Genomic DNA, 22,986 nt, shown 5'->3' on the forward strand with positions numbered 1-22,986 from the left:
GTTGCACGAGCAAGGCCGGCACGAACCGCAGCCTCACCTTGGCGAACGTGACGGGCAAGGCGTAAGGACACTAGGCATTGCGCTATTTCAGCGGATTGGCCAAGTTGCTTTGATGCTAGGGTCAGTTCTTGATCTACGCGCATAGTTGCCTCATGCATTTTGTTAAGTATGAGACGTTAATATACCTGTTTATACTCCATAGGTCAATAAATATGACTCATAAATAAGTCCTTAAGTATATTATGGACTCATTTATGAGTCATTTAATGATTTACAGTAGAAAATTTAGGCTTGTAATTCCGTCAAAGGGACACCTCTTTACCGGACAGATTCTCCGCCAGTACTTAAAAATAAAGGGGCTCTATGCCCCTTTATTTATTTCAATCACACTGATCGAGCTATCAATTAAATCCATTCACTGCCTGCATATAACCTTGGATATATTGTGGCGACACAAAAAGCTCAGTCTTCATTCCATTCTTAGCGGATAGGGTGATGATGAAACCCTTCTTCATCTTATCCTTTAGGAATGCCTCGGGCAATTGGATAGAGACGACTTCTCTAAAGATGCAACCTCTGTCACCACAAGCGCCAGCTTCTCTACCAACCACTTTAAATGTCGTAGCAGGTGTGTTTTCTAGCATTGCGGAATCGTAATAACGCCATTGTGAGAAATACGTTAGTTGCGCATTGAGCTCATAAGTCTTTGCCCCTTGTTTAGGCTGTTCAGTTTTGAGGCTAAACATCTCATAAGTATTGGTCGCATCCATCGTATTGATAGGTGGGCCTTGATAGGTTTTCCCACCAGTTGCTGAATTAGGCGTGATGATGGTCGAGTGATAGACATCATTCACTTCCCAGCCACTAATTTTTTTATCATTCATATTGCAAGCAACCAGAACAGCGCTGATTGCTAGCAATAAAACAACTCGGTAGATGATTCGATGCATATAAAGCTCCTAAAGAATCATCAAATCATACTATCCCTTAAGCTCGGGGCTGGAATTCTGGGACTTAGACGTATTTCCCGGTGAGGCCGCCATCAACCACCAGCTCAGTGCCTGTAATGTAGGCTGCGGCATCTGAGACCAGAAAGGCGCAAGCGTGTGCCACATCCCAGGCTGTTCCAGAGCGTCCCATGGGTACCTGCTTATCACGTGCGGCACGAGCCTCATCTAGACCATTTTCAGAAAACATCCTCGCTACAGTATTGGCAATGCGTGGAGTATCTATAAGGCCAGGCACTACTGTATTGGCTCGAATGCCTTTATCGGCGTATTGCTGAGCAATCATCCGAATAAATTGGGTATTAGCAGCCTTGGTTACGCTATAGGCTAAATGTGGGTAGCCCAAATAGCGCATGCCCGCCACTGAAGAGATGGCAATAATATTGCCGGTACCGCGCGCCACCATTTCAGGCAAGACCTCTTGGGCTGCAAGTAGGAGGCTGCGCACATTTACCTTGTGAATGCGATCAAAATCTTCAGCGCTGGTTTCCATTGGTCCGCCAACTTTCCCTATGCCCACGTTGTGGTGCAGTACATCAACAGGACCAAATTGTTTACGAGCCTCGTCAAAGAGTCTTGTTACATCAAGTTCTTCAGAAACATCCCCAACAAAAGTCTGCGCTATACCGCCTTCATCAAGAATGATCTTGGTAGTTTCTTCTGCAGATGCTTGATCTCGATCGACTACGCAGACCTTTGCACCTAAGCGAGCATAGGTAACACATGATGCTCTACCAATACTCCATCCAGGACCAGCTGAGCCTCCACCCGATACAAAGATCACGCGATCAGTGAGATCCGTTGGTAAACCAGGAGGGTGCTTTGAACTCATTTACTGACTCAAGCCAACTGTCATGCCACCACATACATATACAACCTGACCGGTTGTATAACCCGCGCGTTGATCAAGTAGAGAGGCGACGATATGGGCCACTTCCTCTGGTTGGCCAATACGACCTAGCGGGACGCTATCCAAGATACGTTGTGTAGCAGGTGCGCCAGGTGGATTGGCGCTTTGAAAGAGTTCTGTAGCAATGGGGCCTGGCCCAATAGCATTCACCGTGATGCCATCGCTGGCCAGCTCTAAGGCCAATGTACGAGTTAAGCCCAGCAATCCCGCTTTCGAGGTTGCATAAGAAATTCGTTCTTCTTTACCTAAAGCTGCGCGACTGGCGATATTCACAATGCGACCAAAATGAGCTGCTTTCATGGCGGGGAGTACGGCTTGTACACAAATAATGGCTGCTGCAACATTAACGCTCATAACCGCTTGAAGATCTGCAATCGTAGTCTTCTCGATTGTGGCGGGGCGCACGATTCCTGCGTTATTGACTAAACGAGTGATTGCAAATTGAGACGTTATCTTGGCTAATGCATCACGCAAAACTTTTTCATCTGAAACATCTACTTTGATGAAGGTTTCATGCTCAGCAATATTGCCAGGGACTTCTTTATCAAGGTTAATTACATGCATGCCATACGCAATAAGGCGCTCTGTTATCGCACGCCCGATGCCGCGGCTAGCGCCAGTGACTAATACGCATTCCCTGGTTGATTTGACTTCAGAAACCATTATTAGCCAATCTTATTGGCGCCATCCACAAACGGAATGGCATGTTCAATCGTGTCCCAAATAAAGCGACCAGATGGGCTTTGTTGCTCCTCAACAATATGGGCCACTAAGCCAGCAGAGCGGGAGATGACCGCAAAGCCACGCATCACAGCTGTAGGAATGCCAATCTCACCTAATAGGGCGGCAACCGCACCAGTGGCATTAATCGTAATGGGGCGACCAGCCACTTCATCCACTGCTTTAGATAGGGTCTCAAGAGCTCTAATGTGATCACCTTTGAGTTCTTTCTCAGCACGGCCCATGTCTAATAGTTTGTATGCTCGTGGATCTACCGGCTTATGCAGGTGATGTCCAAAGCCAGGAACAGCACCTTTAATGCTCTTGTAATGATGCGCAATGGAAAGAGCTTCAGCGTATTGGTCTTTGGCGGCAATGATGCGATCAAGCAAGGCGGAGCAGTTTTCCATTGTGCCAATAAAGGAACTACCAACAGCCAACAGGCCTGCAGATACAGCCCCTTGAAGGTTCTCTGGAGCGCTCATATAGATCAAGCGTGTGGCGATTGCACTGGGCGTTAGGCCATGCTCCATCAGCACAATGAGCACCACATCAGTAATGCGAATATCAACACCTCGAGGCTGTCTACCCAGAATCTGCATCAGCATGACTTCGGTGAATGTTTTCTTACCCATCAAATCCTCTACTAAATCCGCATCGCGATAATGCAAGCTAGTGAGAGTGTGAGTACACAAGCCTGTAACGGGGGTTTTTTTGGAAGTCATAATCTATCGGTATTAACTATTGGCTAGGAAGGAGTTTGAAGTTTTTGAATCACAGCACTCTTCAGCAACTTACCCACATTAGAGCGAGGCAAGCTTTCATAGAAGTGAACGCGTTTGGGGGTTTGAACCGGACCCAGTAAATTGCGAACAAATGCAATCAGTTCTGCTTCATCGGTTTTTTGTCCGGGATGTAATTGCACTGCAGCCTGTACAGTTTCCCCCCATTTTTCATCAGGGAGACCGAAGACAAGGCATTCGTGAACAGCAGGGTGCTGACTTAAGGCATTCTCAACATCCACTGGGTAGACATTAAATCCGCCAGTAATCACGATGTCCTTGAGGCGATCCTTGAGATACAAAAACCCACGTTCATCAATCAGGCCGCGGTCACCGGTATGAAGCCAGCCATCGATAATCGTTTCAGCAGTCTTTTCAGGCATGCGCCAATAGCCACTCATCAGCAGATCACCTCGGGCAACCACTTCACCGATTTCACCGGTAGGTAATAGCTTTCCTTCGGGAGACATGATGGCCACATCACTAAACCAAGTGGGTCTGCCAACGGCTGCCCAGTTGTTGGGATCTTCAAAATCCTCAGGCCGCATGACCGTCAAAATTTGCGGCGCTTCGGTTTGACCATAGGTCGTACCCAATACTGGGCCAAAGAAATCACGCACCTTACGCACTTGTTCTGGAGGCATTGGCGCGCCGCCATAAATCAGCCTGCGTAACTTTGGAAAATCGTTTCTAGATGCATTGGGTAATGCCATCAACATATAAACAAGGGTTGGCGGCATAAAGCAGACAGTGCCGCGACGCTCACGAAACGCAGTTCTCACCACTTCAGCTCCTGCACCATCCATAATCACATGACAACCACCTTGCGCCAAGATCGGAACAATATAGGTAGATGTGCCATGCGTAATCGGAGCGGCAACAACATAGCGCTCATGCTCATCAAATCCCCATACCTGAATCTGATTGCTGATGTTTGCCATCCAAGCGCGATAGGGCTGCATTACACCCTTAGGAGCCCCAGTAGTGCCACCGGTAAATTTAATGGCCTGAATTGCATCTAGGGGTAATTCAAAAGAAGGTTGCGGCGCATCTTCATGCAATTGAATTAATTCGTTCATACTCCGCGCAGAAGCATCAGAGTAAGTGTCTGTATAAATCCATGCTCCCGCAGCGCCTTTCAGTAACGCTTGATTAGCGGCATCTAAAATCATAATAGAAGGCTCTGTGACATTAACAATGCGCTGAATCTCAGGGTGGGTGCTCTTAGGGTTCAGAGGTACCCATACCTTGCCGCAAGCCAAAATAGCTAGCAGGGCAGTAATGTGATCATCACTGTTACCCGCGCAAATAGCTACCCGACTCTGTAAGGTTGGATCTAATGCGGTAAGCCCCGCTGCTAGTGCTTTAACACGCTTAGCTAAGGTGGCGTAATGAATGGGGCCACTCGGTGTATCAATGGCAATGCGATCGGGCCAACGCTGTGCGGCCCTCCAAAAAAAATCAATCGGAAACATAATGAGTTATTCGGCTTTAGCGCCGGAAGCCTTTACAACATCTCGCCAGCGTTTAACTTCGGTTGCTTCAAATGCAGCCATTTTTTCTGGTGAACCAGGCTCTGGTGTTGCAGCCAATTCTTGAAGTCGCTGTTTAACTTCAGGGGAGTTGAGTGCTTTATTTAAGGCGGCATTTAATTGCATGATGATCGGCTTCGGCGTTCCAGCTGGCGCCACCAATGCAAACCAAGACTGCACATCAAAGCCAGGATAGCCTGACTCAGCAATAGTCGGGACATCCGGTAAAAACGGGGAGCGTTGAGCGCTAGTAACTGCAATCGCACGAAGTTTTTCGGCCTTAATATGAGGCAATGCAGAGGGCGCGTTGTCAAACATGGATTCCACTTGACCACCAAGCAAATCGGTCACTGCAGGTGCGCTGCCTTTGTATGGAATATGGAGCATTTGAATTTTTGCTTGCATCTTAAACATTTCACCAGAGAGGTGAATAGATGATCCGCTACCAGAGGAGGCAAAGGTTACGCCATCTTTCGCATCTTTAGCATAGCGCACGTATTCTGCAAGCGTTTTTACTGGAAGATTTGGATTCACTACCAATATATTCGGAATCTTAGCAATCATGCCGATCGGCTCAAAATCTTTGATCGGGTCATAGCTTAAGTTGGGATAGAGCGTAGCGTTAATCGTATTAGCAATCGAGAAGGCGTAAAGCGTGTAGCCATCAGCCGGTGAGCGAGCCACAATTTCAGCGCCCACATTGCTATTTGCGCCTGGGCGGTTTTCTACAACGATAGATTGACCTAAGGTGTTGCCCATACCGACTGACACCAGTCTGGTTAATACATCAGTTGCACCACCAGCAGAATAGCCAACAATAATTTTGATCGGCTTGGTAGGCCAGGAGGCGTTAGATTGCGCTAGGGCCGGAATTGAAGTGGCCGTGATGAGGGCAGCAAAAACAGTCAACAAGCCTTTTTTGGGCGTGAAATGTAAAGACATAGATCTCCTCCAATTGGTTGGGTGCTTTAAGACAGTATTAAGAAGCCCCATTTCTTATTTATCCAGTATTTATAACACCAAAGCGGCTTAAACGCCCCAATACAGCCGCAGCCAAAGCAGTGATCCCAAATCCCTTTTATTAGGGTATCTCACTACTAAATTATTACACTTCACAACTTCACAACTTCACAAGTTGTAATATAGTGTTGTTACTGGGAGATGAAATGAAGAGACAAGTACCGAAAACACATCAAGCCTTGGAGTGGGTGGGGAAGGGTATGACCGCTGCTCAAGCGGCCAGAAAGATGCAGATTTCAGAATCCAGTGTGTATGCCGCCCTTAGAAAGACAAAGGCGAAAGAAGTGGGTTGTTGTCCAACGTGTGGTCACAAAATAAGGAACTAAGATGAAAAAGACTCTATTAGCAGCCGTAACAATCTCTGTTGCTGCATTCGCTTATGCGAATACATCTCCGTCAGATTCTTCTGAGTTAGTAAATCAGCAGTGCAAGATATCTGCTGAAGCGGTATCCACTTTGAAGGGTCTTCGTTACGGCAATACTGCAATCCGCAAAGATGTATCTACATTAATTAATGCCAGCCTTAAGACTCCAGAAAATCGCGAGCTGGCGCAGAAGACCTTGAACCTCATGGTTGACGATAAGACAGCTGATACACGGGGTTTAGAGGGTAAGTACTGCTCTTAAGGAGTTCAGTCTGATTTTGTAAGGTGGCACATAACGCTGAATGTCCTGATTGTGGAAATATGCGGGCATTGTTTAATCAGTGTCCGCATTGCGGTTCTGTCAATTTTCCTATCTTGAGCTCAGATACGATTGAGCTCAATATTAAGCAAGATGGGCCATATGTTGAAGAGGCGTTAGAGCGGCTGACCGACTATTTACGCAAGTCTTTAGAGGTTGGGATTAAAGCCATTGTGTTGATTCATGGATATGGATCAAGCGGTGAGGGTGGTCGAATTAAGTGGGCTATCCATGATGCGCTCGAAAATAACCGTTACTCCGACAGGGTTGACGAATACCATTTTGGCGAAGATGTAGCTTTTGGCAGTGAGTCCTACCATGCCCTGCTCAAACGCCGTCCTGGTCTGAAGCGATATCTCAAGCGATTTAAAGAGGGTAATGCTGACATGACAGTTTTATTGCTGGGATCTCAGGCTAGAAGTGCTTAGAATAGGATTATTGGTATTAATGCCTCATCTATTAGGAATCCATTTCCATGACTGCTAAGAAACTCGAACATTCAGATTCACATGATGCCAAGCAAGTTGGCGCAGAAAGTCTCATCGGCGAATTCAAGGCCTTGATGGCTGATGCTGAGGCTTTGATTAAAGCGACAGAAGACCATCCAGGCGCTGCCGTCACATCTATTCGTAATAAAGCATTAGAAACTATTGCTGGTGCCAAAGAAAGTCTCTCAGGTGTCGAGGGTAAGGTGCTTGATAAGGCAAAGGTGGTTGCTGATGGCACAGATGATTTCGTGCATCGCAATCCCTGGGAGGCTGTCGGTGTTGCGGCTGGCTTAGGTTTGCTGATTGGCTTATTCATTGGACGCCGCTAGTTCTCTATGTCACAAGAAAACTTACTTTCCTCCATCAAAGGTCTTGCTTCTACCGGGGTATCAATAGCCCAAACCCGCTTAGAACTATTATCGCTTGACGTTCAAATCGCTAGAAGCAAATTCATCAGTTTGCTGGTGATGATTATTGGCGCCTTATTCTTCTTGTTCTTTGGCTTGGTCATGCTGGCACTGCTAATAGTGATTTATAGTTGGGAGACGGATCGAATGATGGCGCTCGGTTTACTAGCTGGAGCATTCCTATCCATTGGGTTAATTTTGACCCTCTTAATTACCCAGTCATTACGCAAGATGCCAAGATTGTTTGAGGCTTCAATTACTGAGTTGGCCAAAGATCGCGCAGCCCTTTCAAAATGAACGACAAACTAGAGGTTCTAGAGTTGCGCCAACGTGAGCGAATGCTTCAGGCAAGTCGTGAGCGCAAAGAGTTCGCTGAACATTTTGAGGCTTGGGAAAAGCCACTCTCATGGGTTGATAAAGGGGTTGATGCCGTCAACTTCTTGAGGAGTAATCCGATTCTATGGACCACTGCATTTGCAGCGTTAGCGCATTACAAACCTAAGCTTGCAAATAAGGCTCTTGCAGTAGGTTGGGGCGCCATGAAGGTCATCAAGAGTGCTAAAAATCTCATTTAGATTTTTAATGCAGACTGATGTTGAATGTCAGATTGATTTAATAGGTCATTGCCATTTAAGAAGGTAATTTCTAGCAAAGTAATTGCGCCACTGACTTCAAAGCCGGCATTACGAATTAATTTGTCAGCAGCAACTAATGTTCCGCCGGTGGCCAGAATATCGTCAAGCAGCAATACTCTGGCATCTTTAGGTAGAGTGAATTGCTGAATCTCTAAGGCGTCATTGCCATACTCCAGGCCGTATGCTTCACGATGGCTTGTCAAGGGAAGTTTGTTTGGCTTTCTGGCCAACACTAAACCTTTATGGGCATAGTGGGCTAAAGCAGAGCCAAAAATAAAGCCGCGGGATTCGATGCCCAAAATGTGGGTGTAATTAAATTGCTGTGCAATCTCATTTAGCTGACGAATGGCTTCCTTAAAGGCAGCTGGATTAGCTAATAAAGGGGATATATCTCTAAAGAGAACGCCTGGTTTTGGAAAATCAGGAACTCCGGGTAGATAATCCAATAAATTCATCACAATCCAATATGAAAACAGAACTCCTTATTATTACCGCATTAGAGTCCGAGCTCAAGCGTGAGTCCCTCCCAAGAGGCGTAGAGATTGTGTATTCGGGAGTTGGCAAAATTAATGCTGCCATGACTTGTATCAAAGCAATACACCAATACTCACCAAAGAGAATATTGAACTTTGGTACCGCAGGGAAAATCAAGCCAGAATTGAGCGGCCTATTGGAGATAGGTAAGGTTATTCAACGCGATATGGATGCTGAGCCATTGGCGCCGCGCGGCAGCACTCCTTTTTGCACCCGTCCACAAGAATATCTTTCTACGGGGAATTTTCTGTGCGGCTCTGGAGATAGCTTTGTGACTTCTCATGATTCTTGGTTGCATAACCAAGGTGTAGATGTAGTAGATATGGAGTTGTTTGCGATTGCTGCAATCGCACATGAACATCAAATACCTTGGCAGTCATTTAAATACATCACAGATGAGGCCAATGAAGACTCTGGGGAACACTGGCAGGCAAAAGTTCATCACGGCCAAGAGCTGTTTTTAGCGGCTTTGAGTCAGGCTCTTGCAGACTATTCCTAGTTAGCCGTTTCCGTAATTTGAGCAAAACGACCCTAATTCACCCTAAATAAGGGTTTAAACCTCTCAGGCTCTTGATGATTGCGGCTGAGCCGCGCCGGCAAAATAAGTTCTTGTGTTATAAAATTCATTGACTAGTCAATTAGTTTTATGAAAAACACCAGACCTGCACCATCATCCTTCTATACCCCAGATAATTACACCCCCCAGGGCAGTGTTGCTTATTTGATGTTGCGTAATAAATCAAGCTATCAACGCCTAGGTGATTTGAAGCTGGCTGATCTTGGTATTACCGCAGCGCAGATGAGCGTGTTGCTCCTTGTTTCACATTCTGAAGCAGCTACGATTTCTTCCTTATCGCAAGCGTTGGGAGTTAATGCCGCAGCAACTGTGCGCGTGGTTCAAAAACTGGAAAAGATGAAACTCATACAAAAAGTACCCTCCAAAAAGGACGGACGGGTAATTGGCCTGTCGCTCACTGCTGCCGGAAAGAAGGCTGCTATATCGATTCCACCACTGTGGTGCAATCTATTGAATCAGTCATTAAATGGTTTCACGCAAAAAGAATTTGAGCAATTGCGTGATTTCTTATTGCGAATTGAAAAAAATAATTTACAGCAACTAGAGGTGATCTCATGAGGCGCTTAAGTTGGGTTTGTAGCTTAGTCCTAATAACTTCTATAGGCTTGCTCCTATCGGCTTGCGCCTTTTTTCCTAGACAGGCGTTACCTGAGCAAACAGCGAAACCTATTGGCGTGCTTGAGCCAAAGCTGGGTGCACAGGACAATATTAATAACAGCAGCACCAATCCTATTGAAGATTCTTGGTGGAAGGCATTTGGTGATCCCCAGTTAAATCAATTGATTCAACTGGGGCTTAAGCAGTCTCCTAGCCTGGATACATCAGGCGCAAGGTTAGTAGCAGCCCAAGCGATGTTAGAGAATGAAAGGGCGGCATTTATTCCTCAGGTAAGTGTTGGAGGTCAGGTTGATCGACAACAACTTTCACAAAATTATATTTTTGTGCCTGGCATGCCTATTTACACTGGATACGGACTAGCCAATGCATCACTTAACTGGTCTCTGGATATTTGGGGAAAGCAAAAGAAGTATTTTGATGCCGCCAAGAACCAGGTGCTTGTTGCTCAAGCAAATTACAAAGCATCAGAACTCCTTCTGTCGACCACTATTGTGCGTGTTTATTTTGACTATGATCATATGGTTCTGGCTCGAGAACTTTATGCGAGAGAGCTTGAGGTCAAAAAGAATTTACTGCGCATTGCCATTGACCGCCAACACGCTGGTCTAGTTGATGCGTTGACAGTAAATCAACGCAAGGTAGAATTAGAGTCCGCTCAGGCTAATGTAAATCAGTCTAACTTGAGTGTGAGGATGATGCAGCATCAACTTGCTGCGTTGGTTCAGGAGGGCCCATCCTGGGGTGAATCGCTCAAGGCCCCCGCTATTCAGGCAACCAATCTTAGTCTTCCCGAAGTTATCCCATCCGATCTATTGGAGCGCAGGGCTGATTTACAGGCGCTCTTAAGTCAGATTGATGTAGCAAAGCTGCAATTAGAAGGTGCAAAGTTAGAGTACTTGCCGGACGTGAATCTTGCAGGTTTCATCGGAGTTCAATCATTTGGCTTATCTCAACTCTTTTCTAGCAGAAGTCAGCAATTTAGTATCGGCCCTGCGATAAATCTGCCAATCTTTGATGGCGGCGTAATTGATGCCAACGTAACCGGCAAAGAAGCGAATCGAAACCAAGCGATTGCCTCATATCAGGAGCAACTTGTGCAGGCCTTACGTGAAGTCGCCGATGGCATTGGATCTGTGAAGAATGCACAGGCTAATTATGAGGGCTTCACTAATGCCGAGATAAACGCTAAAAGAAATTTTGAAATTACGCGCAGTAGAAGCGAGGTTGGAATCGCCTCCAAAGAAGCGTCTTTAACTGCGGAGCAGGCTTATCTGTTGCAGGGGCAAAACTATGCAGATGCTAAATCCAAACTGTTAACTGCCAATGTGGTACTGGTTCAGGCCTTAGGTGGTTCTTATCTTCAGTCTAAATCTAAAACTCAAGCGAAATTAAGCGGACAAACTCAATAAGTATTTCACTCAGAATATTCATGGACACTACAACAAACAATGGCAGGTTTAATCGACCAAAAGCTTTCAAGATCCTTTTTGCAATCTTGATAGGCATCTTTCTTTTAGGGCTGCTGTACTGGCTTATTTTTAGCCGTAATTCAGAATCTACTGATGATGCATATGTATCAGGATCGCAGATTCAGGTTGTATCTCAAATAGAGGGGGCCATTGCTACTGTCAATGTTTCTGAAACCCAATCTGTCGAGGAGGGCCAAACACTCTTTAGGATTGATCCTACAGAAGTAATGATTGCTTCAGAAAAAGCAGATATTGATTTGCGTAATGCGGAGGCTGATTACCAAAAACGTAAGGCCTTACAAGGCGATGCCAGTGTGTCTAAAGAGGAGCTGGAGCATTCCCAGTTGGCCTTGCTAAAAGCGATGGCTAATGCACGCCAAGCCTACATTAATCTACTTCGAGTTGATGTCCAAAGTCCAGCTAAAGCCACAATAGCAAAACGGTATGCTCAAGTTGGCCAGCGTGTAGCTCCAGGCACTCAACTGGCAATGATGGTTGCTGGCGATCAGATTTGGGTTGATGCCAATTTTAAAGAAGACCAGCTTAAAAATATTCGCATTGGACAGCCAGTCAAATTGGAGTCTGATATCTATGGCGGAAAGATGGAATTTCATGGGAAGGTTGTTGGCTTTGCCCCTGGAACAGGTTCCACTTTAGCTCTTTTGCCACCTCAGAATGCCACAGGAAATTGGGTAAAAGTAGTGCAGCGCTTACCGGTGAGAATCGCACTGGATAGTAATGAGTTAAGTAAGCACCCCTTAAATATTGGCTTATCAATGAATGTCAAAGTCGATACTAGTGATCGCGATGGTAGTTCGCTACAGGCAATGGATAAAGGTCCCATAAGTGACACAACTATTTATCAAAAGCAATTTGATAAAGCTGAGCGACATATTCAGTCTCTATTGACGAACTATAAGAGACCATAATTAGCCCTTATGAGTGCGCCTGAGCTAGAGCCTCTTAAGGGATATAAGCTGGTACTTGGAACCTTGGCTTTTGCTTTGGGATCCTTTATGAACGTTCTCGATATGTCCATTGCAAACGTTGCTTTACCAACGATTGCAGGAGATTTTGCTATTAGCCCAACTCAAGGGACCTGGGTCATTACTTCCTACGCAGTTAGCGAAGCTATCTTTTTGCCATTAACCGGTTTTCTAGCCAAGAGAATTGGCGAGGTACGTCAGTTTATCTTTGCCACGATACTTTTTACGATAGCTTCAATGCTATGTGGGTTGGCACCATCCTTCGAGGTACTGGTCATCTCGCGCATCTTGCAAGGCATTGTTGGCGCTTCAATGATTCCGCTTTCCCAAACCTTGATCATGAAATGTTATCCGCCAGCAAAGCGGGGCATGGCATTGGGTATTTGGGCGACAACTACCATAGTGGCGCCTGTATTAGGACCCTTAATTGGTGGCTGGCTTACCGATAATTTGGTGTGGCGTTGGGCTTTCTATATCAATTTGCCATTTGGCATTTTGGTTGCTGTGATGGTTTACTGGTTGTATGGGGCTCCAAAGCCTGAGTCCTCTAAAGAGAAAATTGATCTTATTGGCATAGCGCTACTAGTTGCTGCTGTCGCCTCGATGCAAATTGCACTTGATAAGGGTAGTGAATTAGATTGGTTGTCATCATCATTCATTGCAACTTTAGCAACGATCTCCTTTATCTCTTGGGTCGCCTTTGTTCTCTGGGAGTTGGGGGCAGAGCACCCCATTGTGGATTTGCGCTTATTTAGGCTGGTGAACTTTCGTACCTCTGCCATCTGCTTGGGGATAGGATCTTTTGCCTTTTACATCTACATTGTGATCGGCCCTTTATGGCTGCAAACCCAATTGGGCTATACCGCATTTAACTCTGGCAAGGTCATGGCAATCACTGGAGTATTGGCTTTATTTTGTGGCCCTTTATTTGGGGCCAATATCCATCGTATTGACGCGAGAATCATTGCCACTATTGGATTTGCCGCCATGGCAATTGGGTGCTGGATGGCTGCCGGCTTTACAACTGGCGTCGATGAAAAAACACTGATGTTTGCTCGCCTCATTATGGGTGTGGGTATTGCAGGATTCTTCATGCCAATGTCTGCAATTTCTATGTCACAGCTCAGGGGGAGTCAAATTGCTTCTGGTACGGGTATCTCTAACTTTTTAAGAAACGTGGGTGCCAGTGTAGGAACAGCGGTTGCCACTACGCTCTGGCAGGACAATGCGATTAGACAGCATGAGAACCTCATGAGCAATATTCAGACGGGGAATCTTGCATACCAACAATTGATGGAAACAACTGCCAAACTCGGCATGACAGAAATGCAGCGATATGCCTTAGTTGATAACTTGGTTACCTCTCAGGCCTACATGCTTTCAACCAATCAGCTAATGCTATTGGCAGGACTCATTTTGGTGGCGCTGATGCCCCTAATCTGGTTATCTAAACCTCCATTCGGATCAGGCCTTGTCGGCCATTAATGAGGCTTTAATGCTGCGTCATTAGGGATTCTACTGAGATGCTCCGAACACTGCATCCCAAAAGGCGGGCCATCCAATCAAGCAATTTTTGTGAGTGGAGGCTAAGATGTAGTTATGAATAGCATAACAACAACCCAAAATCCAGAGTGGAATGATAAGCGCTGGCTTTGGTTATTGAGCCCAACTATTCCATTTGCTTTTACCGCTTCTATTCTGGCATTCGTATTGACGGGTCAGTGGCTTTATTTGCTTTTTGTCCCCGCCATCATTCATATCGCCATACCAATCTTGGATCTGACTTTTGGTGAAGACTTTAGCAATCCTCCGGAATCCGCTGTTGAGAACTTGAATAAAGATTTCTTTTATCGTGCGTTGGTTTGGCTCTATGTTCCCTTTCAACTCATTGGGACGGTTTATGGAACTTGGCTGGCAGTGACCCAGTCTTTAGATTGGTATGCCTACATCGCTTTAGTATTTACCGTGGGATCTACCAATGGTATTGGTATAGGAACTGCCCATGAACTTGGGCATAAACAAGATTCAATTGACCGCTGGCTTTCTAAATTAGCATTAGCTTCCAGTATGTATGGCCACTTCTTTGTTGAACATAATCGCGGTCATCACAAACGGGTGGCAACCCCAGGGGATCCCGCTAGCGCTCGTATGGGAGAGAGTTTTTGGGTATTTCTGCCGCGCACTGTATTGGGTAGCCTATATTCAGCATGGGAATTAGAGCGAGAACGCTTAAAAAGAAAAGGTAAGGGCGTTTGGAGTATCCAGAATGAAAATCTCCAAGCTTGGTCTCTCACCATTCTCTTGTATGGTGCTCTCATGCTTTGGTTGGGATGGGCAGCCCTGATCTTTCTTGCCCTTCAGGGCATCTACGCTGCCTCCATGTTGGAGGTTGTGAACTATGTAGAGCACTACGGACTATTGCGTCAAAAAGATCAAGATGGTGAGTACGTGCGCTGTGCACCAGAGCACTCTTGGAACAGCAACCATATAGTTGGAAACATTTTGCTGTATCACCTACAGCGTCATTCTGATCATCACGCACATCCAACTAGACGATATCAAGCGCTGCGACATTTTGATAAAGCACCGCAATTACCGGGTGGGTATGCATCCATGATTACCTTGGCTTACTTTCCACCATTATGGTTTGCCTTGATGGATCATCGTGTAGTGAAACACTACACTGGTGATCTAAGTAAAATAAATATTCAGCCATCGGCCAGCCGAAAACTATATCAGCGCTGGTGCAATTAAGGAGACAGCATGACTTCACATAGCTATGACTATGTTGTGATTGGCGGAGGATCTGGTGGCTCAGTTGTGGCAGGGCGCTTAAGCGAAGATGCCAGCACCTCAGTGGTGCTACTAGAGGCGGGCGGCAAGGGCGATAGTTGGGTTGTGAAGACTCCGGCAGGCGCTGTTGCTATGCTGCCAACCCCATTAAACAACTACGCTTATGAGACCGTACCGCAATCGGGCTTAAATGGACGTCGTGGATATCAACCCAGAGGAAAGTGTCTTGGAGGCTCCTCAGCAATTAATGCAATGATTTATATCCGCGGCCATAAATCAGACTATGACCACTGGGCGGAATTAGGAAATGACGGTTGGTCATATCAAGATCTACTACCTTATTTCAAAAAAAGCGAAAATAACGCCGCTATAGCTGATGAGTTCCATGGAAATGATGGCCCTTTACATGTTTCCAATCTTCAATCCCATAATCCCTTTCAACAATATTATTTGGAGGCCGCTAAAGAAGCTGGCTTTAAGATTAATGATGACTTCAATGGTGAGGAACAAGAGGGTCTGGGTATCTATCAAGTAACCCATAAAAATGGGGAGCGTTGGAGTGCTGCGCGCGGCTATATTCATCCATATATGGGCAAGCGCTCTAATTTAAATGTTCAAACTGGCGTTCAAGTCGAGCGCATATTATTCGAAGGTAAGCGTGCAGTGGGTGTGAGTTACAACCAAGGCGGCAAGCACCATATCATTCGCGCAAACAAAGAAGTCATCCTGTGTGCTGGAGCCTTTAATTCCCCTCAATTGTTAATGGTGTCTGGAGTGGGACCTAAAAAAGAACTGCAAAAGTTTGATATTCCACTGGTACATGATTTACCGGGCGTTGGTCAAAACTTGCAAGATCATCCCGACTTTATCTTTGGTTATTCTGCGGATAGTCTTGATTTAATTGGCATTTCACTTGGTGGCACCGTCAAAATCACGGGTGAGATTATGAAGTATGTGCGCTCTCGCGAAGGCCTGTTGGCGACTAACTTTGCCGAAGGAGGCGGATTCTTGAAAACAGATTCCAGCTTAGAGGCTCCAGATGTGCAGTTGCATTTTGTAGTGAGTCTAGTAGAGGATCATGCCAGAAAACTCCATATGGCTCATGGATACTCATGTCACGTTTGCGTTCTTAGGCCAAAGAGTCGCGGTCAAGTGACATTAGCTAGCGCAAGCATGAATGAAGCCCCCTTAATTGATCCTGGTTTCCTAAAAGATGATGAGGATCTTGAAACTTTAGTTAAAGGCTATAAATTAACTAAAAAATTAATGGATGCCCCAACGTTTACTAAGATTCGTAAGAAAGATATTTTTACGCCTTATGTAAAAACAGATGATGATATTCGTCAAATTCTTAGACAAAGATCAGATACCGTATATCACCCGGTGGGTACCTGCAAAATGGGTAATGATCCAATGGCAGTTGTCGACTCCCAATTAAAAGTGCATGGCATTGATGGTCTTCGGGTAGTTGATGGATCCATCATGCCGACCCTCATTGGCGGTAATACCAATGCCCCTATCATTGCTATCGCCGAAAAAGCAGTTGATCTTATTCGGGCAGAAGCTTAAATAAGTTTCATTTTGAAAACTAGGCTAATAAAGGTAGCTTTCGGATGCGATTGCCAGTCAATGCAAATAAGGCATTACTTAAGGCTGGTGCAACAGGAGGGACCCCTGGTTCACCCACGCCTGCTGGTGCCCTAGTGCTCGGCACGATCCAAGTCTCTACCTGGGGTGACTCTGACATGCTCAATATTGGATAGTTATTAAAATTTGTTTGCTGAACCACGCCATCTTTGATATCTATCTTGCCGTACAAAGCTGCTGTTAATCCAAAATTGACTGAGCTTTGTATTTGCTGGGCAACCGTATTGGGATTGATTACTGTGCCACAGTCAATTGCGCAAACTACCCTGTGGACCTGAGGTTTTCCATTCTGAATTGATGCTTCAACAACTTCCGCCACAATCGAGCCAAAGGATTCATGCAGTGCAATTCCTCTAGCGTGACCACTTGGAAGAGGCCCACCCCAATTTGCTTTTTTGGCAGCCAGCTGTAAGACTGTTAAATAGCGCGGCGCATCTGTCAGCAAGGATTCTCTAAAGGCTAGTGGATCTTGTTTAGTAGCATACGCCAATTCATCCATGAAACTTTCTAGGAAGAAGGCATTTTGAGAATGACCAACGGAACGCCAATAACCAATTGGTACACCCATATGGGTTGGTATATGGGATATATGTTGATTAGTAAAGGCATACGGAAAGTCAAACAGTCCTTCTGATGCTGTTTTATCTGGGGCATCAATTGGGCCAGCCAATGGAATGGAAACACGTTCCATCCATCGAGGGGTAATGGCGTCACCAGCAGAGATGATGCGCAAGCTTTGCACTTGACCTTTTTCATTGAGGGCCGCTTTGAGCTGCGTGGCTTGCATTGGTCGATAAAAGTCGTTAGCCATATCTTGTTCTCGTGACCAAGTTAGCTGAACTGGTTTACCGTCTGTAACCATGGCAACTTGTACGGCTTGGGAGACAAAATCAAGCTCTAGGCGTCGTCCAAATCCACCGCCCAATAAAGTCACATGAACATTTACCTTCTCAACAGGAACATTGGCGATTTTTGCAGCCATTGCTCTCGCTAGTCCTGGAATTTGAGTCGGGACCCATACATCCACTTGCCCATCTTTAACCTGGACAGTGCAATTCATTGGCTCAAGAGTTGCATGTGCCAAGTAGGGGGCAGAGTAGCTAGCTTCGATAATGTTGTTGGCTTTTTTCTCAGCCTCATTTGTGTCGCCTGTTTTATAGAAAGTAAAACCACTATCCGTTTTTATATTTTCGTGGAGTGTTTTCAATATTTGATCGGTATTAATGGCGCCATTTTTTCTCTCGGCCCACTGTACTTTGACTTGTTTAGATCCTTGCATCGCGTCCCAGGTTGTTTTGCCAACAACGGCAAAACAATTGGCTGATCCTGCATGGCTCTTGAGTGGAACGATACTTATCAATCCTGGTACATTTTGGTTTGTGTCTAGCTCCCTCACACTTCCACCCATCATCGGCGCTTGAACGATGGTTGCATAAAGCATGTTTGGCAGTCTGATATCTATGCCAAATATTGCTGAACCATCTGTCTTTGATGGGATGTCCACACGTTTCGCACTCCTGCCAATTACCTCCCAGTTTTTGCGATCTTTTAACGTCACTTCATATGGCGTGCGAGCTGCAGCCTCTTTAGCAAAGTCTCCAAAGTGAGCTGATTTGCCACCAGGGCTAATAATTTTTCCATTTATTACCTGTAAATCTTTGGCGGGTACATTCCATTGCTTGGATGCAGCCATCAGTAGGCTGGCTTTTGCTGTAGCTGCAGCATAACGTAAATTGAGCCACGAATCCGCTACTGAAGTAGAGCCGCCAGTAGCATTGATACCTAATTCACGAGCAACTTTGCCAACAAGCCACTCACTACTTTTCATAATGAAAGGTTTTTCACCGTCATTGACGACGGGATGCAGCGGCAGGGCTCCCATAAAAAGTGCTACGTTGCCATAAATGCCGTCATAAGCAGCTTGGTGAAGATAAATGCTGGCCATTGGGGCGTTTAACTCTTCTGCTACAAGCATCATCAGGGCATTAAAAATACCTTGTCCCATTTCACTTTTATTCATAGCCAGACCCACGCTACCATCGGGTGCAATCTGAATCCAGCCATTCAGAGAAATAGCCCCATCTCCAGTCAAGAAATTATCAGGACTTCCAAGTCGTGATCTGGCTGGGAGGACGCCCCATCCCACAATGAGCGCACCTGCAACACCAAGTGTGCTGAGGATCATCGTCCGGCGCTTCATGCTCGCTCCTTTGCTGCGGTATGTATGGCAGCCTTGACTCTTTGATACGTACCGCAACGGCAAATATTGGACATCGCTTCATCGATATCAGCATCGGTTGGCTTAGGTTTGCGTGCCAATAAATCTACAGCGGCTAATAGCATGCCACTTTGACAATAGCCACATTGTGGAACTTGTTCTTGAATCCAAGCAGCTTGAAGAGGGTGGGGCTTTTCTGGGGTGCCTAAATATTCAATAGTGGTAATTTTTGCGCCAGAGACACTTTCCACCGGGGTTACGCAGGAACGCGTAGCTCGACCATTAACGAGAACAGTACAAGCTCCGCAAGCGGCTATGCCGCAGCCATATTTCGTTCCAGTCATATTCAAAACATCGCGAATAACCCACAGTAGGGGCATGCTAGGATCTACCGTCAGCTCAACTGATTTATCGTTAATGGTTAATTGCATATTTTCTCCCGAATTGATAGATCTAGGAATGCTACATTCTCAAAAACTAAAAACCATTACTAATCCAGCCCATCAAAATTAGGAGCGCGCTTTTCTAAAAAGGCGGTCAGAGCCTCTTTCGCTGCAGGACTATGAAGCTTATCAATGAAGAGTTTGCCCTCAATATCAATTTGATTGAGTACTGCAGTCTTCAGAGCGCCATCTTTCAATAGTGACTTAGTGCGTAAAACAGACCCGAAGGAGAGGGAGGTAAGTTTTTGAGCTTGCAGCTCTGCATAAGGCAAAGCGGATGGCTCTGTAATTACCTTGTTTGCAAATCCAATTTGCTTTGCATCGTCAGCGCTCATGGGTTCGCCAAAAAGCAATATTTCTGACGCTCTTTGATGACCAACGAGGCGTGGAAGTAATAAAGAGATGGCGCCTTCTGGAACCAATCCTAGCGAAACAAATGGAAAAATAAAGCGTGCATCCTTTTGAGCGTATACCAAATCACAATGAAACAGTAATGTCGCCCCTATACCAACGGCAACACCATCAACCGCAGCGATTAACGGCTTAGTTAATCCTGCCAGCACTTTCAATAGGTTAATGGGCGGGGCATCTTTATGAGTAATGGGGGATTGCATGAAATCAGCAATATCATTTCCGGCAGAAAAGGCATTGCCAGCCCCAGATATCAACATCACTTTTACTTCGGGATTTTGGTCGCCATCAGACAATATCTGCGTAAGCTCACTATACATGGCATTGGTGAATGCATTTTTTTTCTCAGGACGATTCAGTAGTATCTTGAGGATGCCATCCGATAGATGATGATTAATCATGTCGTCTATGCTGTACCTTTAAGCAAATTCGCTTTAGTTTGATCATATTCAGCCTTTAAGCGACCTACAAATTGCGCTGTAGGTGTAACCGCTTTCACGGCGCCAATACCTTGACCGCAACCCCAAATATCCTTCCAGGCTTTCTGAGCTGCGCCACCAAAGTTCATCTTGCTTGGATCGCTTTCGGGGAGATTGTCTGGGTCCAAGCCGGCATTGCGTATAGATGGCGCTAAATAGTTGCCAGATACGCCAGTAAATAGGTTGCTCAAGACAATATCGTCTGAATTGCAATCAACCACCGCTTGCTTATACGCATCACTGGCACGAGCTTCCTCGGTAGCGATGAATGCTGAACCAATATAAGCATAGTCAGCGCCCATTGCCTGAGCAGCTAAAACAGCGCCACCAGTAGCAATGGATCCACTTAAAACTAGCGGGCCTTTAAACCACTCCCGAATCTCCTGAATCAATGCAAATGGGCTTTTAATGCCAGCATGTCCACCAGCGCCAGCTGCAACAGCAATTAAGCCATCAGCACCTTTTTCTATCGCCTTTTTAGCAAAGGCATTATTGATAATGTCATGCAATACGATTCCGCCATAACTATGTGCGGCAGTATTAATTTCTTCACGAGCACCTAACGAGGTAATGATAATGGGTACTTTGTATTTGACGCACAGAGCCATATCATGTTCAAGGCGATCATTGCTCTTGTGCACAATTTGATTGATGGCAAAGGGTGCGGCAGGCTTTTCAGGATGTTCTTTGTTGTATAGATCCAATGCAGTGGTAATTTCAATCAACCATTCTTCAAACTGCTCAGCCGGCCTCGCATTAAGTGCGGGCATAGAGCCAATCACTCCCGCTTTGCATTGGGCAATTACCAATTTAGGATTGCTGATAATGAATAGAGGCGCTGCAATGACGGGTAAATTACCATCCGCCAAATGTTTACGAAGAACTTCTGGAAGAGGTTTATTGCTCATATTTTTAAATGATCTGTGGATTACTGCTCAGCTTTGTACCAAACTTGGGTACGACCTAATAATGGAACCCCAATATAGCCACGGACATCCATTTTCTTGCCATCTTCAGTGGCAACCTTGACTTTGTAGGTTTCGCCATTCTTAGGATCCAAGATTTTTCCATCTGACCAAGCGCCTGACCCATCTCTTTTAAGATCACTCATAATTTTCATGCCAACAAGTGGTTTATCTTTGCGATCATCTTTGCAGAGATTGCAATAGACTAGCGGCGTTTCGCCAGGAGATGGGAATGTCTTGATGATGGTGCCCTGTAAAAGGCCATTGGCTTCTTCAATCTTAATTAAGGAAGCTGGTTGATTGGTTTTATCATCAATCGTTTTCCAAACCCCAATAGCTGGGTCGGTTGCTTGAGCGTACACATTTCCCGCGATCAGACTAAGACAACATGCCGATAAGATCAGTTGTTTTTTTAGCATTCTCTTGCCCCCTAATATTGGTTGATGTTGATAAATTCTGATTAACAACGCTCAAAGATTCCAGCAGCGCCCATACCAGTACCAACGCACATTGTCACCATGGCGTGCTTAAGATTACGTTTCTGTAGGGCATGAATCGCTGTCGCAGCTCGGATGGCGCCGGTTGCCCCCAATGGATGTCCAAGGGCAATAGCGCTACCCAAAGGATTAACTTTACTTTGATCCAAGCCAAGATCTCGAATGACTGCTAAAGACTGGGCTGCAAACGCTTCATTCAACTCGATCCAGTCCAAATCCTGCAAATTGAGTCCAGCTAGTTTTAATGCGGCTGGAATCGCCTCTTTAGGGCCGATACCCATAATTTCAGGTGGAACACCCTTAACGGCAAAACTGACAAAGCGTGCCAAAGGGGTAAGGCCAAAGGTCTTGATCGCTTTTTCACTGGCTAAGATGAGTGCGCCAACACCATCAGAGGTTTGTGAGCTGTTGCCAGCGGTAACGCTACCTCTAGCTGCAAATGGAGATTTGAGTTTAGCTAGACCTTCAATTGAAGTGTCAACGCGCGGACCTTCATCCTTCAAAAAATCGCGCCATTGCACATCTACTTGACCCTTGTCTAGATTCATGGAGCGATAAGCCACCTTGACTGGAAAGATTTCAGAATTAAATTCACCGGCGGCTTGTGCGGCCATGGCCTTTTGATGCGAATGGAATGCAAAAGCATCTTGATCCTCACGACTGATCTTCCATTGCTGCGCAACTTTCTCAGCAGTTAAGCCCATGCCGTAAGCAATACCAATATTTTCATCACCCATAAAGATTTCTGGCGACATTGATGGCGAATTGCCGCCCATAGGCACCATGCTCATTGACTCAACACCACCAGCAATCATGACATCTGCTTCACCAACCCTTATGCGGTCAGCGGCCATAGCAATCGCATTTAAGCCTGATGAACAGAAGCGGTTAACGGTAATGCCGCCGACAGTATTGGGAAGGCCGCCTAAAAGAAGTCCAATGCGGGCCACATTTAATCCTTGCTGGCCTTCTGGCATGGCGCAGCCAATAATGGCATCTTCAATTGCTTTGGGATCTAAGGTGGGGACTTGTGTCAGTACGTGCTGCAAGGCATTGCCAAGTAAGTCATCCGGACGAGTATTTTTTAATGCACCTCGTCCAGATCTACCAACGGCACTGCGAGTGGCAGCAACGATATATGCGTCTTGAATATTTTTCATAGTG

General features: G+C 45.7%; 25 protein-coding genes. 12 read left to right on the top strand and 13 right to left on the bottom strand.

The window, feature by feature from the left end; translation table 11 throughout:
• Positions 1-401: 401 nt before the first annotated feature.
• The 6 genes from ICN34_RS03830 to ICN34_RS03855 form a co-directional block, all read right to left on the bottom strand.
• Complete coding sequence (locus ICN34_RS03830; protein WP_216120886.1) at positions 402-950, bottom strand: hypothetical protein; 549 nt, start codon at positions 948-950, stop codon at positions 402-404.
• A 64-nt stretch (positions 951-1,014) separates the two neighbouring features.
• Positions 1,015-1,839, bottom strand: a complete 825-nt coding sequence (locus ICN34_RS03835; protein WP_216120888.1) for an SDR family NAD(P)-dependent oxidoreductase — start codon at positions 1,837-1,839, stop codon at positions 1,015-1,017.
• Positions 1,840-2,580, bottom strand: coding sequence for an SDR family oxidoreductase (locus ICN34_RS03840; RefSeq protein WP_216120890.1), 741 nt, complete (start codon positions 2,578-2,580; stop codon positions 1,840-1,842). It abuts the gene before it with no gap.
• Positions 2,581-2,582: 2 nt separating this feature from the next.
• On the bottom strand, positions 2,583-3,362 hold the full coding sequence (locus ICN34_RS03845; protein ID WP_216120892.1) for a citryl-CoA lyase: 780 nt from the start codon (positions 3,360-3,362) through the stop codon (positions 2,583-2,585).
• A 23-nt stretch (positions 3,363-3,385) separates the two neighbouring features.
• Positions 3,386-4,894 (bottom strand): class I adenylate-forming enzyme family protein, encoded by a 1,509-nt coding sequence (locus tag ICN34_RS03850; RefSeq protein WP_216120894.1) that lies wholly within the window; start codon positions 4,892-4,894, stop codon positions 3,386-3,388.
• 6 nt (positions 4,895-4,900) lie between these two features.
• Positions 4,901-5,893, bottom strand: coding sequence for a tripartite tricarboxylate transporter substrate binding protein (locus ICN34_RS03855; protein ID WP_216120896.1), 993 nt, complete (start codon positions 5,891-5,893; stop codon positions 4,901-4,903).
• A 405-nt stretch (positions 5,894-6,298) separates the two neighbouring features.
• Between ICN34_RS03855 and ICN34_RS03860 the strand changes: the two genes are divergently transcribed.
• The 5 genes from ICN34_RS03860 to ICN34_RS03880 are packed head-to-tail and all read left to right on the top strand — an operon-like array spanning position 6,299 to position 8,125.
• On the top strand, positions 6,299-6,598 hold the full coding sequence (locus ICN34_RS03860; RefSeq protein WP_072582336.1) for a hypothetical protein: 300 nt from the start codon (positions 6,299-6,301) through the stop codon (positions 6,596-6,598).
• Between the two features lie 23 nt (positions 6,599-6,621).
• Positions 6,622-7,083 carry a Smr/MutS family protein gene (locus ICN34_RS03865; protein ID WP_216120898.1) on the top strand — a complete coding sequence of 154 codons (462 nt, stop codon included), beginning with the start codon at positions 6,622-6,624 and terminating at the stop codon, positions 7,081-7,083.
• A 47-nt stretch (positions 7,084-7,130) separates the two neighbouring features.
• Positions 7,131-7,472: a YqjD family protein gene (locus tag ICN34_RS03870; protein WP_072582338.1), complete on the top strand. Its 342-nt coding sequence runs from the start codon at positions 7,131-7,133 to the stop codon at positions 7,470-7,472.
• Positions 7,473-7,478: 6 nt separating this feature from the next.
• Positions 7,479-7,847 carry a phage holin family protein gene (locus tag ICN34_RS03875; RefSeq protein WP_216120900.1) on the top strand — a complete coding sequence of 123 codons (369 nt, stop codon included), beginning with the start codon at positions 7,479-7,481 and terminating at the stop codon, positions 7,845-7,847.
• Positions 7,844-8,125: a YqjK-like family protein gene (locus ICN34_RS03880; RefSeq protein ID WP_216120902.1), complete on the top strand. Its 282-nt coding sequence runs from the start codon at positions 7,844-7,846 to the stop codon at positions 8,123-8,125. Before ICN34_RS03875 ends, ICN34_RS03880 begins: the two co-directional genes overlap by 4 nt.
• On the opposite strand, the gene ICN34_RS03885 is transcribed toward ICN34_RS03880, so the two are convergent.
• A complete protein-coding gene (locus tag ICN34_RS03885; protein ID WP_216120903.1) occupies positions 8,122-8,640 on the bottom strand; it encodes an adenine phosphoribosyltransferase in 519 nt (172 codons plus the stop codon). The genes ICN34_RS03880 and ICN34_RS03885 overlap by 4 nt on opposite strands.
• Before the next feature lie 11 nt (positions 8,641-8,651).
• Between ICN34_RS03885 and ICN34_RS03890 the strand changes: the two genes are divergently transcribed.
• The 7 genes from ICN34_RS03890 (at position 8,652) to ICN34_RS03920 (ending at position 16,731) form a co-directional block, all read left to right on the top strand.
• Complete coding sequence (locus tag ICN34_RS03890) at positions 8,652-9,218, top strand: 5'-methylthioadenosine/S-adenosylhomocysteine nucleosidase (protein WP_216120905.1); 567 nt, start codon at positions 8,652-8,654, stop codon at positions 9,216-9,218.
• A gap of 147 nt (positions 9,219-9,365) precedes the next feature.
• Positions 9,366-9,854: a MarR family winged helix-turn-helix transcriptional regulator gene (locus ICN34_RS03895; protein WP_072582343.1), complete on the top strand. Its 489-nt coding sequence runs from the start codon at positions 9,366-9,368 to the stop codon at positions 9,852-9,854.
• Entirely contained in the window at positions 9,851-11,323 is a 1,473-nt protein-coding gene (locus ICN34_RS03900) for an efflux transporter outer membrane subunit (RefSeq protein WP_216120907.1), read from the top strand. The genes ICN34_RS03895 and ICN34_RS03900 overlap by 4 nt, the downstream gene beginning before the upstream one ends.
• Positions 11,324-11,343: 20 nt before the next feature.
• A complete protein-coding gene (locus tag ICN34_RS03905) occupies positions 11,344-12,312 on the top strand; it encodes an efflux RND transporter periplasmic adaptor subunit (RefSeq protein WP_216120909.1) in 969 nt (322 codons plus the stop codon).
• Positions 12,313-12,321: 9 nt separating this feature from the next.
• Positions 12,322-13,854: a DHA2 family efflux MFS transporter permease subunit gene (locus ICN34_RS03910; RefSeq protein ID WP_216120911.1), complete on the top strand. Its 1,533-nt coding sequence runs from the start codon at positions 12,322-12,324 to the stop codon at positions 13,852-13,854.
• Positions 13,855-13,968: 114 nt separating this feature from the next.
• Positions 13,969-15,123 carry an alkane 1-monooxygenase gene (locus tag ICN34_RS03915; RefSeq protein WP_216120913.1) on the top strand — a complete coding sequence of 385 codons (1,155 nt, stop codon included), beginning with the start codon at positions 13,969-13,971 and terminating at the stop codon, positions 15,121-15,123.
• Positions 15,124-15,132: 9 nt separating this feature from the next.
• Complete coding sequence (locus ICN34_RS03920) at positions 15,133-16,731, top strand: GMC family oxidoreductase (protein WP_072582348.1); 1,599 nt, start codon at positions 15,133-15,135, stop codon at positions 16,729-16,731.
• A 19-nt stretch (positions 16,732-16,750) separates the two neighbouring features.
• Here ICN34_RS03920 and ICN34_RS03925 read toward each other — a convergent pair whose 3' ends face one another.
• Genes ICN34_RS03925 through ICN34_RS03950 form a run of 6 tightly spaced genes read right to left on the bottom strand, consistent with a single transcriptional unit; the run spans position 16,751 to position 22,982 of the window.
• Positions 16,751-19,009: a molybdopterin cofactor-binding domain-containing protein gene (locus ICN34_RS03925; RefSeq protein ID WP_216120915.1), complete on the bottom strand. Its 2,259-nt coding sequence runs from the start codon at positions 19,007-19,009 to the stop codon at positions 16,751-16,753.
• Positions 19,006-19,458 (bottom strand): (2Fe-2S)-binding protein, encoded by a 453-nt coding sequence (locus tag ICN34_RS03930; RefSeq protein ID WP_072582350.1) that lies wholly within the window; start codon positions 19,456-19,458, stop codon positions 19,006-19,008. Before ICN34_RS03930 ends, ICN34_RS03925 begins: the two co-directional genes overlap by 4 nt.
• 59 nt (positions 19,459-19,517) lie before the next feature.
• Entirely contained in the window at positions 19,518-20,282 is a 765-nt protein-coding gene (locus ICN34_RS03935) for an enoyl-CoA hydratase (protein WP_216120916.1), read from the bottom strand.
• 5 nt (positions 20,283-20,287) lie between these two features.
• Positions 20,288-21,268 carry a nitronate monooxygenase family protein gene (locus ICN34_RS03940; protein WP_216120918.1) on the bottom strand — a complete coding sequence of 327 codons (981 nt, stop codon included), beginning with the start codon at positions 21,266-21,268 and terminating at the stop codon, positions 20,288-20,290.
• A 20-nt stretch (positions 21,269-21,288) separates the two neighbouring features.
• Positions 21,289-21,744 carry a DUF2147 domain-containing protein gene (locus ICN34_RS03945; protein WP_216120920.1) on the bottom strand — a complete coding sequence of 152 codons (456 nt, stop codon included), beginning with the start codon at positions 21,742-21,744 and terminating at the stop codon, positions 21,289-21,291.
• 41 nt (positions 21,745-21,785) lie between these two features.
• On the bottom strand, positions 21,786-22,982 hold the full coding sequence (locus ICN34_RS03950; RefSeq protein WP_216120922.1) for an acetyl-CoA C-acyltransferase: 1,197 nt from the start codon (positions 22,980-22,982) through the stop codon (positions 21,786-21,788).
• Positions 22,983-22,986: the final 4 nt, after the last annotated feature.

The organism is Polynucleobacter sp. Tro8-14-1, assembly GCF_018881655.1.
Lineage (GTDB): Bacteria > Pseudomonadota > Gammaproteobacteria > Burkholderiales > Burkholderiaceae > Polynucleobacter.

Bases quoted from the DNA above. Each gene is read 5' to 3' on its own strand.
- ICN34_RS03940 (WP_216120918.1), bottom strand. From the start codon at position 21,268: ATGAGCAATAAACCTCTTCCAGAAGTTCTTCGTAAACATTTGGCGGAT.
- ICN34_RS03895 (WP_072582343.1), top strand. From the start codon at position 9,366: ATGAAAAACACCAGACCTGCACCATCATCCTTCTATACCCCAGATAAT.
- ICN34_RS03830 (WP_216120886.1), bottom strand. From the start codon at position 950: ATGCATCGAATCATCTACCGAGTTGTTTTATTGCTAGCAATCAGCGCT.
- ICN34_RS03925 (WP_216120915.1), bottom strand. From the start codon at position 19,009: ATGAAGCGCCGGACGATGATCCTCAGCACACTTGGTGTTGCAGGTGCG.
- ICN34_RS03875 (WP_216120900.1), top strand. From the start codon at position 7,479: ATGTCACAAGAAAACTTACTTTCCTCCATCAAAGGTCTTGCTTCTACC.
- ICN34_RS03950 (WP_216120922.1), bottom strand. From the start codon at position 22,982: ATGAAAAATATTCAAGACGCATATATCGTTGCTGCCACTCGCAGTGCC.
- ICN34_RS03835 (WP_216120888.1), bottom strand. From the start codon at position 1,839: ATGAGTTCAAAGCACCCTCCTGGTTTACCAACGGATCTCACTGATCGC.
- ICN34_RS03930 (WP_072582350.1), bottom strand. From the start codon at position 19,458: ATGCAATTAACCATTAACGATAAATCAGTTGAGCTGACGGTAGATCCT.
- ICN34_RS03855 (WP_216120896.1), bottom strand. From the start codon at position 5,893: ATGTCTTTACATTTCACGCCCAAAAAAGGCTTGTTGACTGTTTTTGCT.
- ICN34_RS03900 (WP_216120907.1), top strand. From the start codon at position 9,851: ATGAGGCGCTTAAGTTGGGTTTGTAGCTTAGTCCTAATAACTTCTATA.
- ICN34_RS03870 (WP_072582338.1), top strand. From the start codon at position 7,131: ATGACTGCTAAGAAACTCGAACATTCAGATTCACATGATGCCAAGCAA.
- ICN34_RS03880 (WP_216120902.1), top strand. From the start codon at position 7,844: ATGAACGACAAACTAGAGGTTCTAGAGTTGCGCCAACGTGAGCGAATG.
- ICN34_RS03945 (WP_216120920.1), bottom strand. From the start codon at position 21,744: ATGCTAAAAAAACAACTGATCTTATCGGCATGTTGTCTTAGTCTGATC.
- ICN34_RS03910 (WP_216120911.1), top strand. From the start codon at position 12,322: ATGAGTGCGCCTGAGCTAGAGCCTCTTAAGGGATATAAGCTGGTACTT.
- ICN34_RS03885 (WP_216120903.1), bottom strand. From the start codon at position 8,640: ATGAATTTATTGGATTATCTACCCGGAGTTCCTGATTTTCCAAAACCA.
- ICN34_RS03845 (WP_216120892.1), bottom strand. From the start codon at position 3,362: ATGACTTCCAAAAAAACCCCCGTTACAGGCTTGTGTACTCACACTCTC.
- ICN34_RS03850 (WP_216120894.1), bottom strand. From the start codon at position 4,894: ATGTTTCCGATTGATTTTTTTTGGAGGGCCGCACAGCGTTGGCCCGAT.
- ICN34_RS03935 (WP_216120916.1), bottom strand. From the start codon at position 20,282: ATGATTAATCATCATCTATCGGATGGCATCCTCAAGATACTACTGAAT.
- ICN34_RS03860 (WP_072582336.1), top strand. From the start codon at position 6,299: ATGAAAAAGACTCTATTAGCAGCCGTAACAATCTCTGTTGCTGCATTC.
- ICN34_RS03905 (WP_216120909.1), top strand. From the start codon at position 11,344: ATGGACACTACAACAAACAATGGCAGGTTTAATCGACCAAAAGCTTTC.
- ICN34_RS03915 (WP_216120913.1), top strand. From the start codon at position 13,969: ATGAATAGCATAACAACAACCCAAAATCCAGAGTGGAATGATAAGCGC.
- ICN34_RS03890 (WP_216120905.1), top strand. From the start codon at position 8,652: ATGAAAACAGAACTCCTTATTATTACCGCATTAGAGTCCGAGCTCAAG.
- ICN34_RS03920 (WP_072582348.1), top strand. From the start codon at position 15,133: ATGACTTCACATAGCTATGACTATGTTGTGATTGGCGGAGGATCTGGT.
- ICN34_RS03840 (WP_216120890.1), bottom strand. From the start codon at position 2,580: ATGGTTTCTGAAGTCAAATCAACCAGGGAATGCGTATTAGTCACTGGC.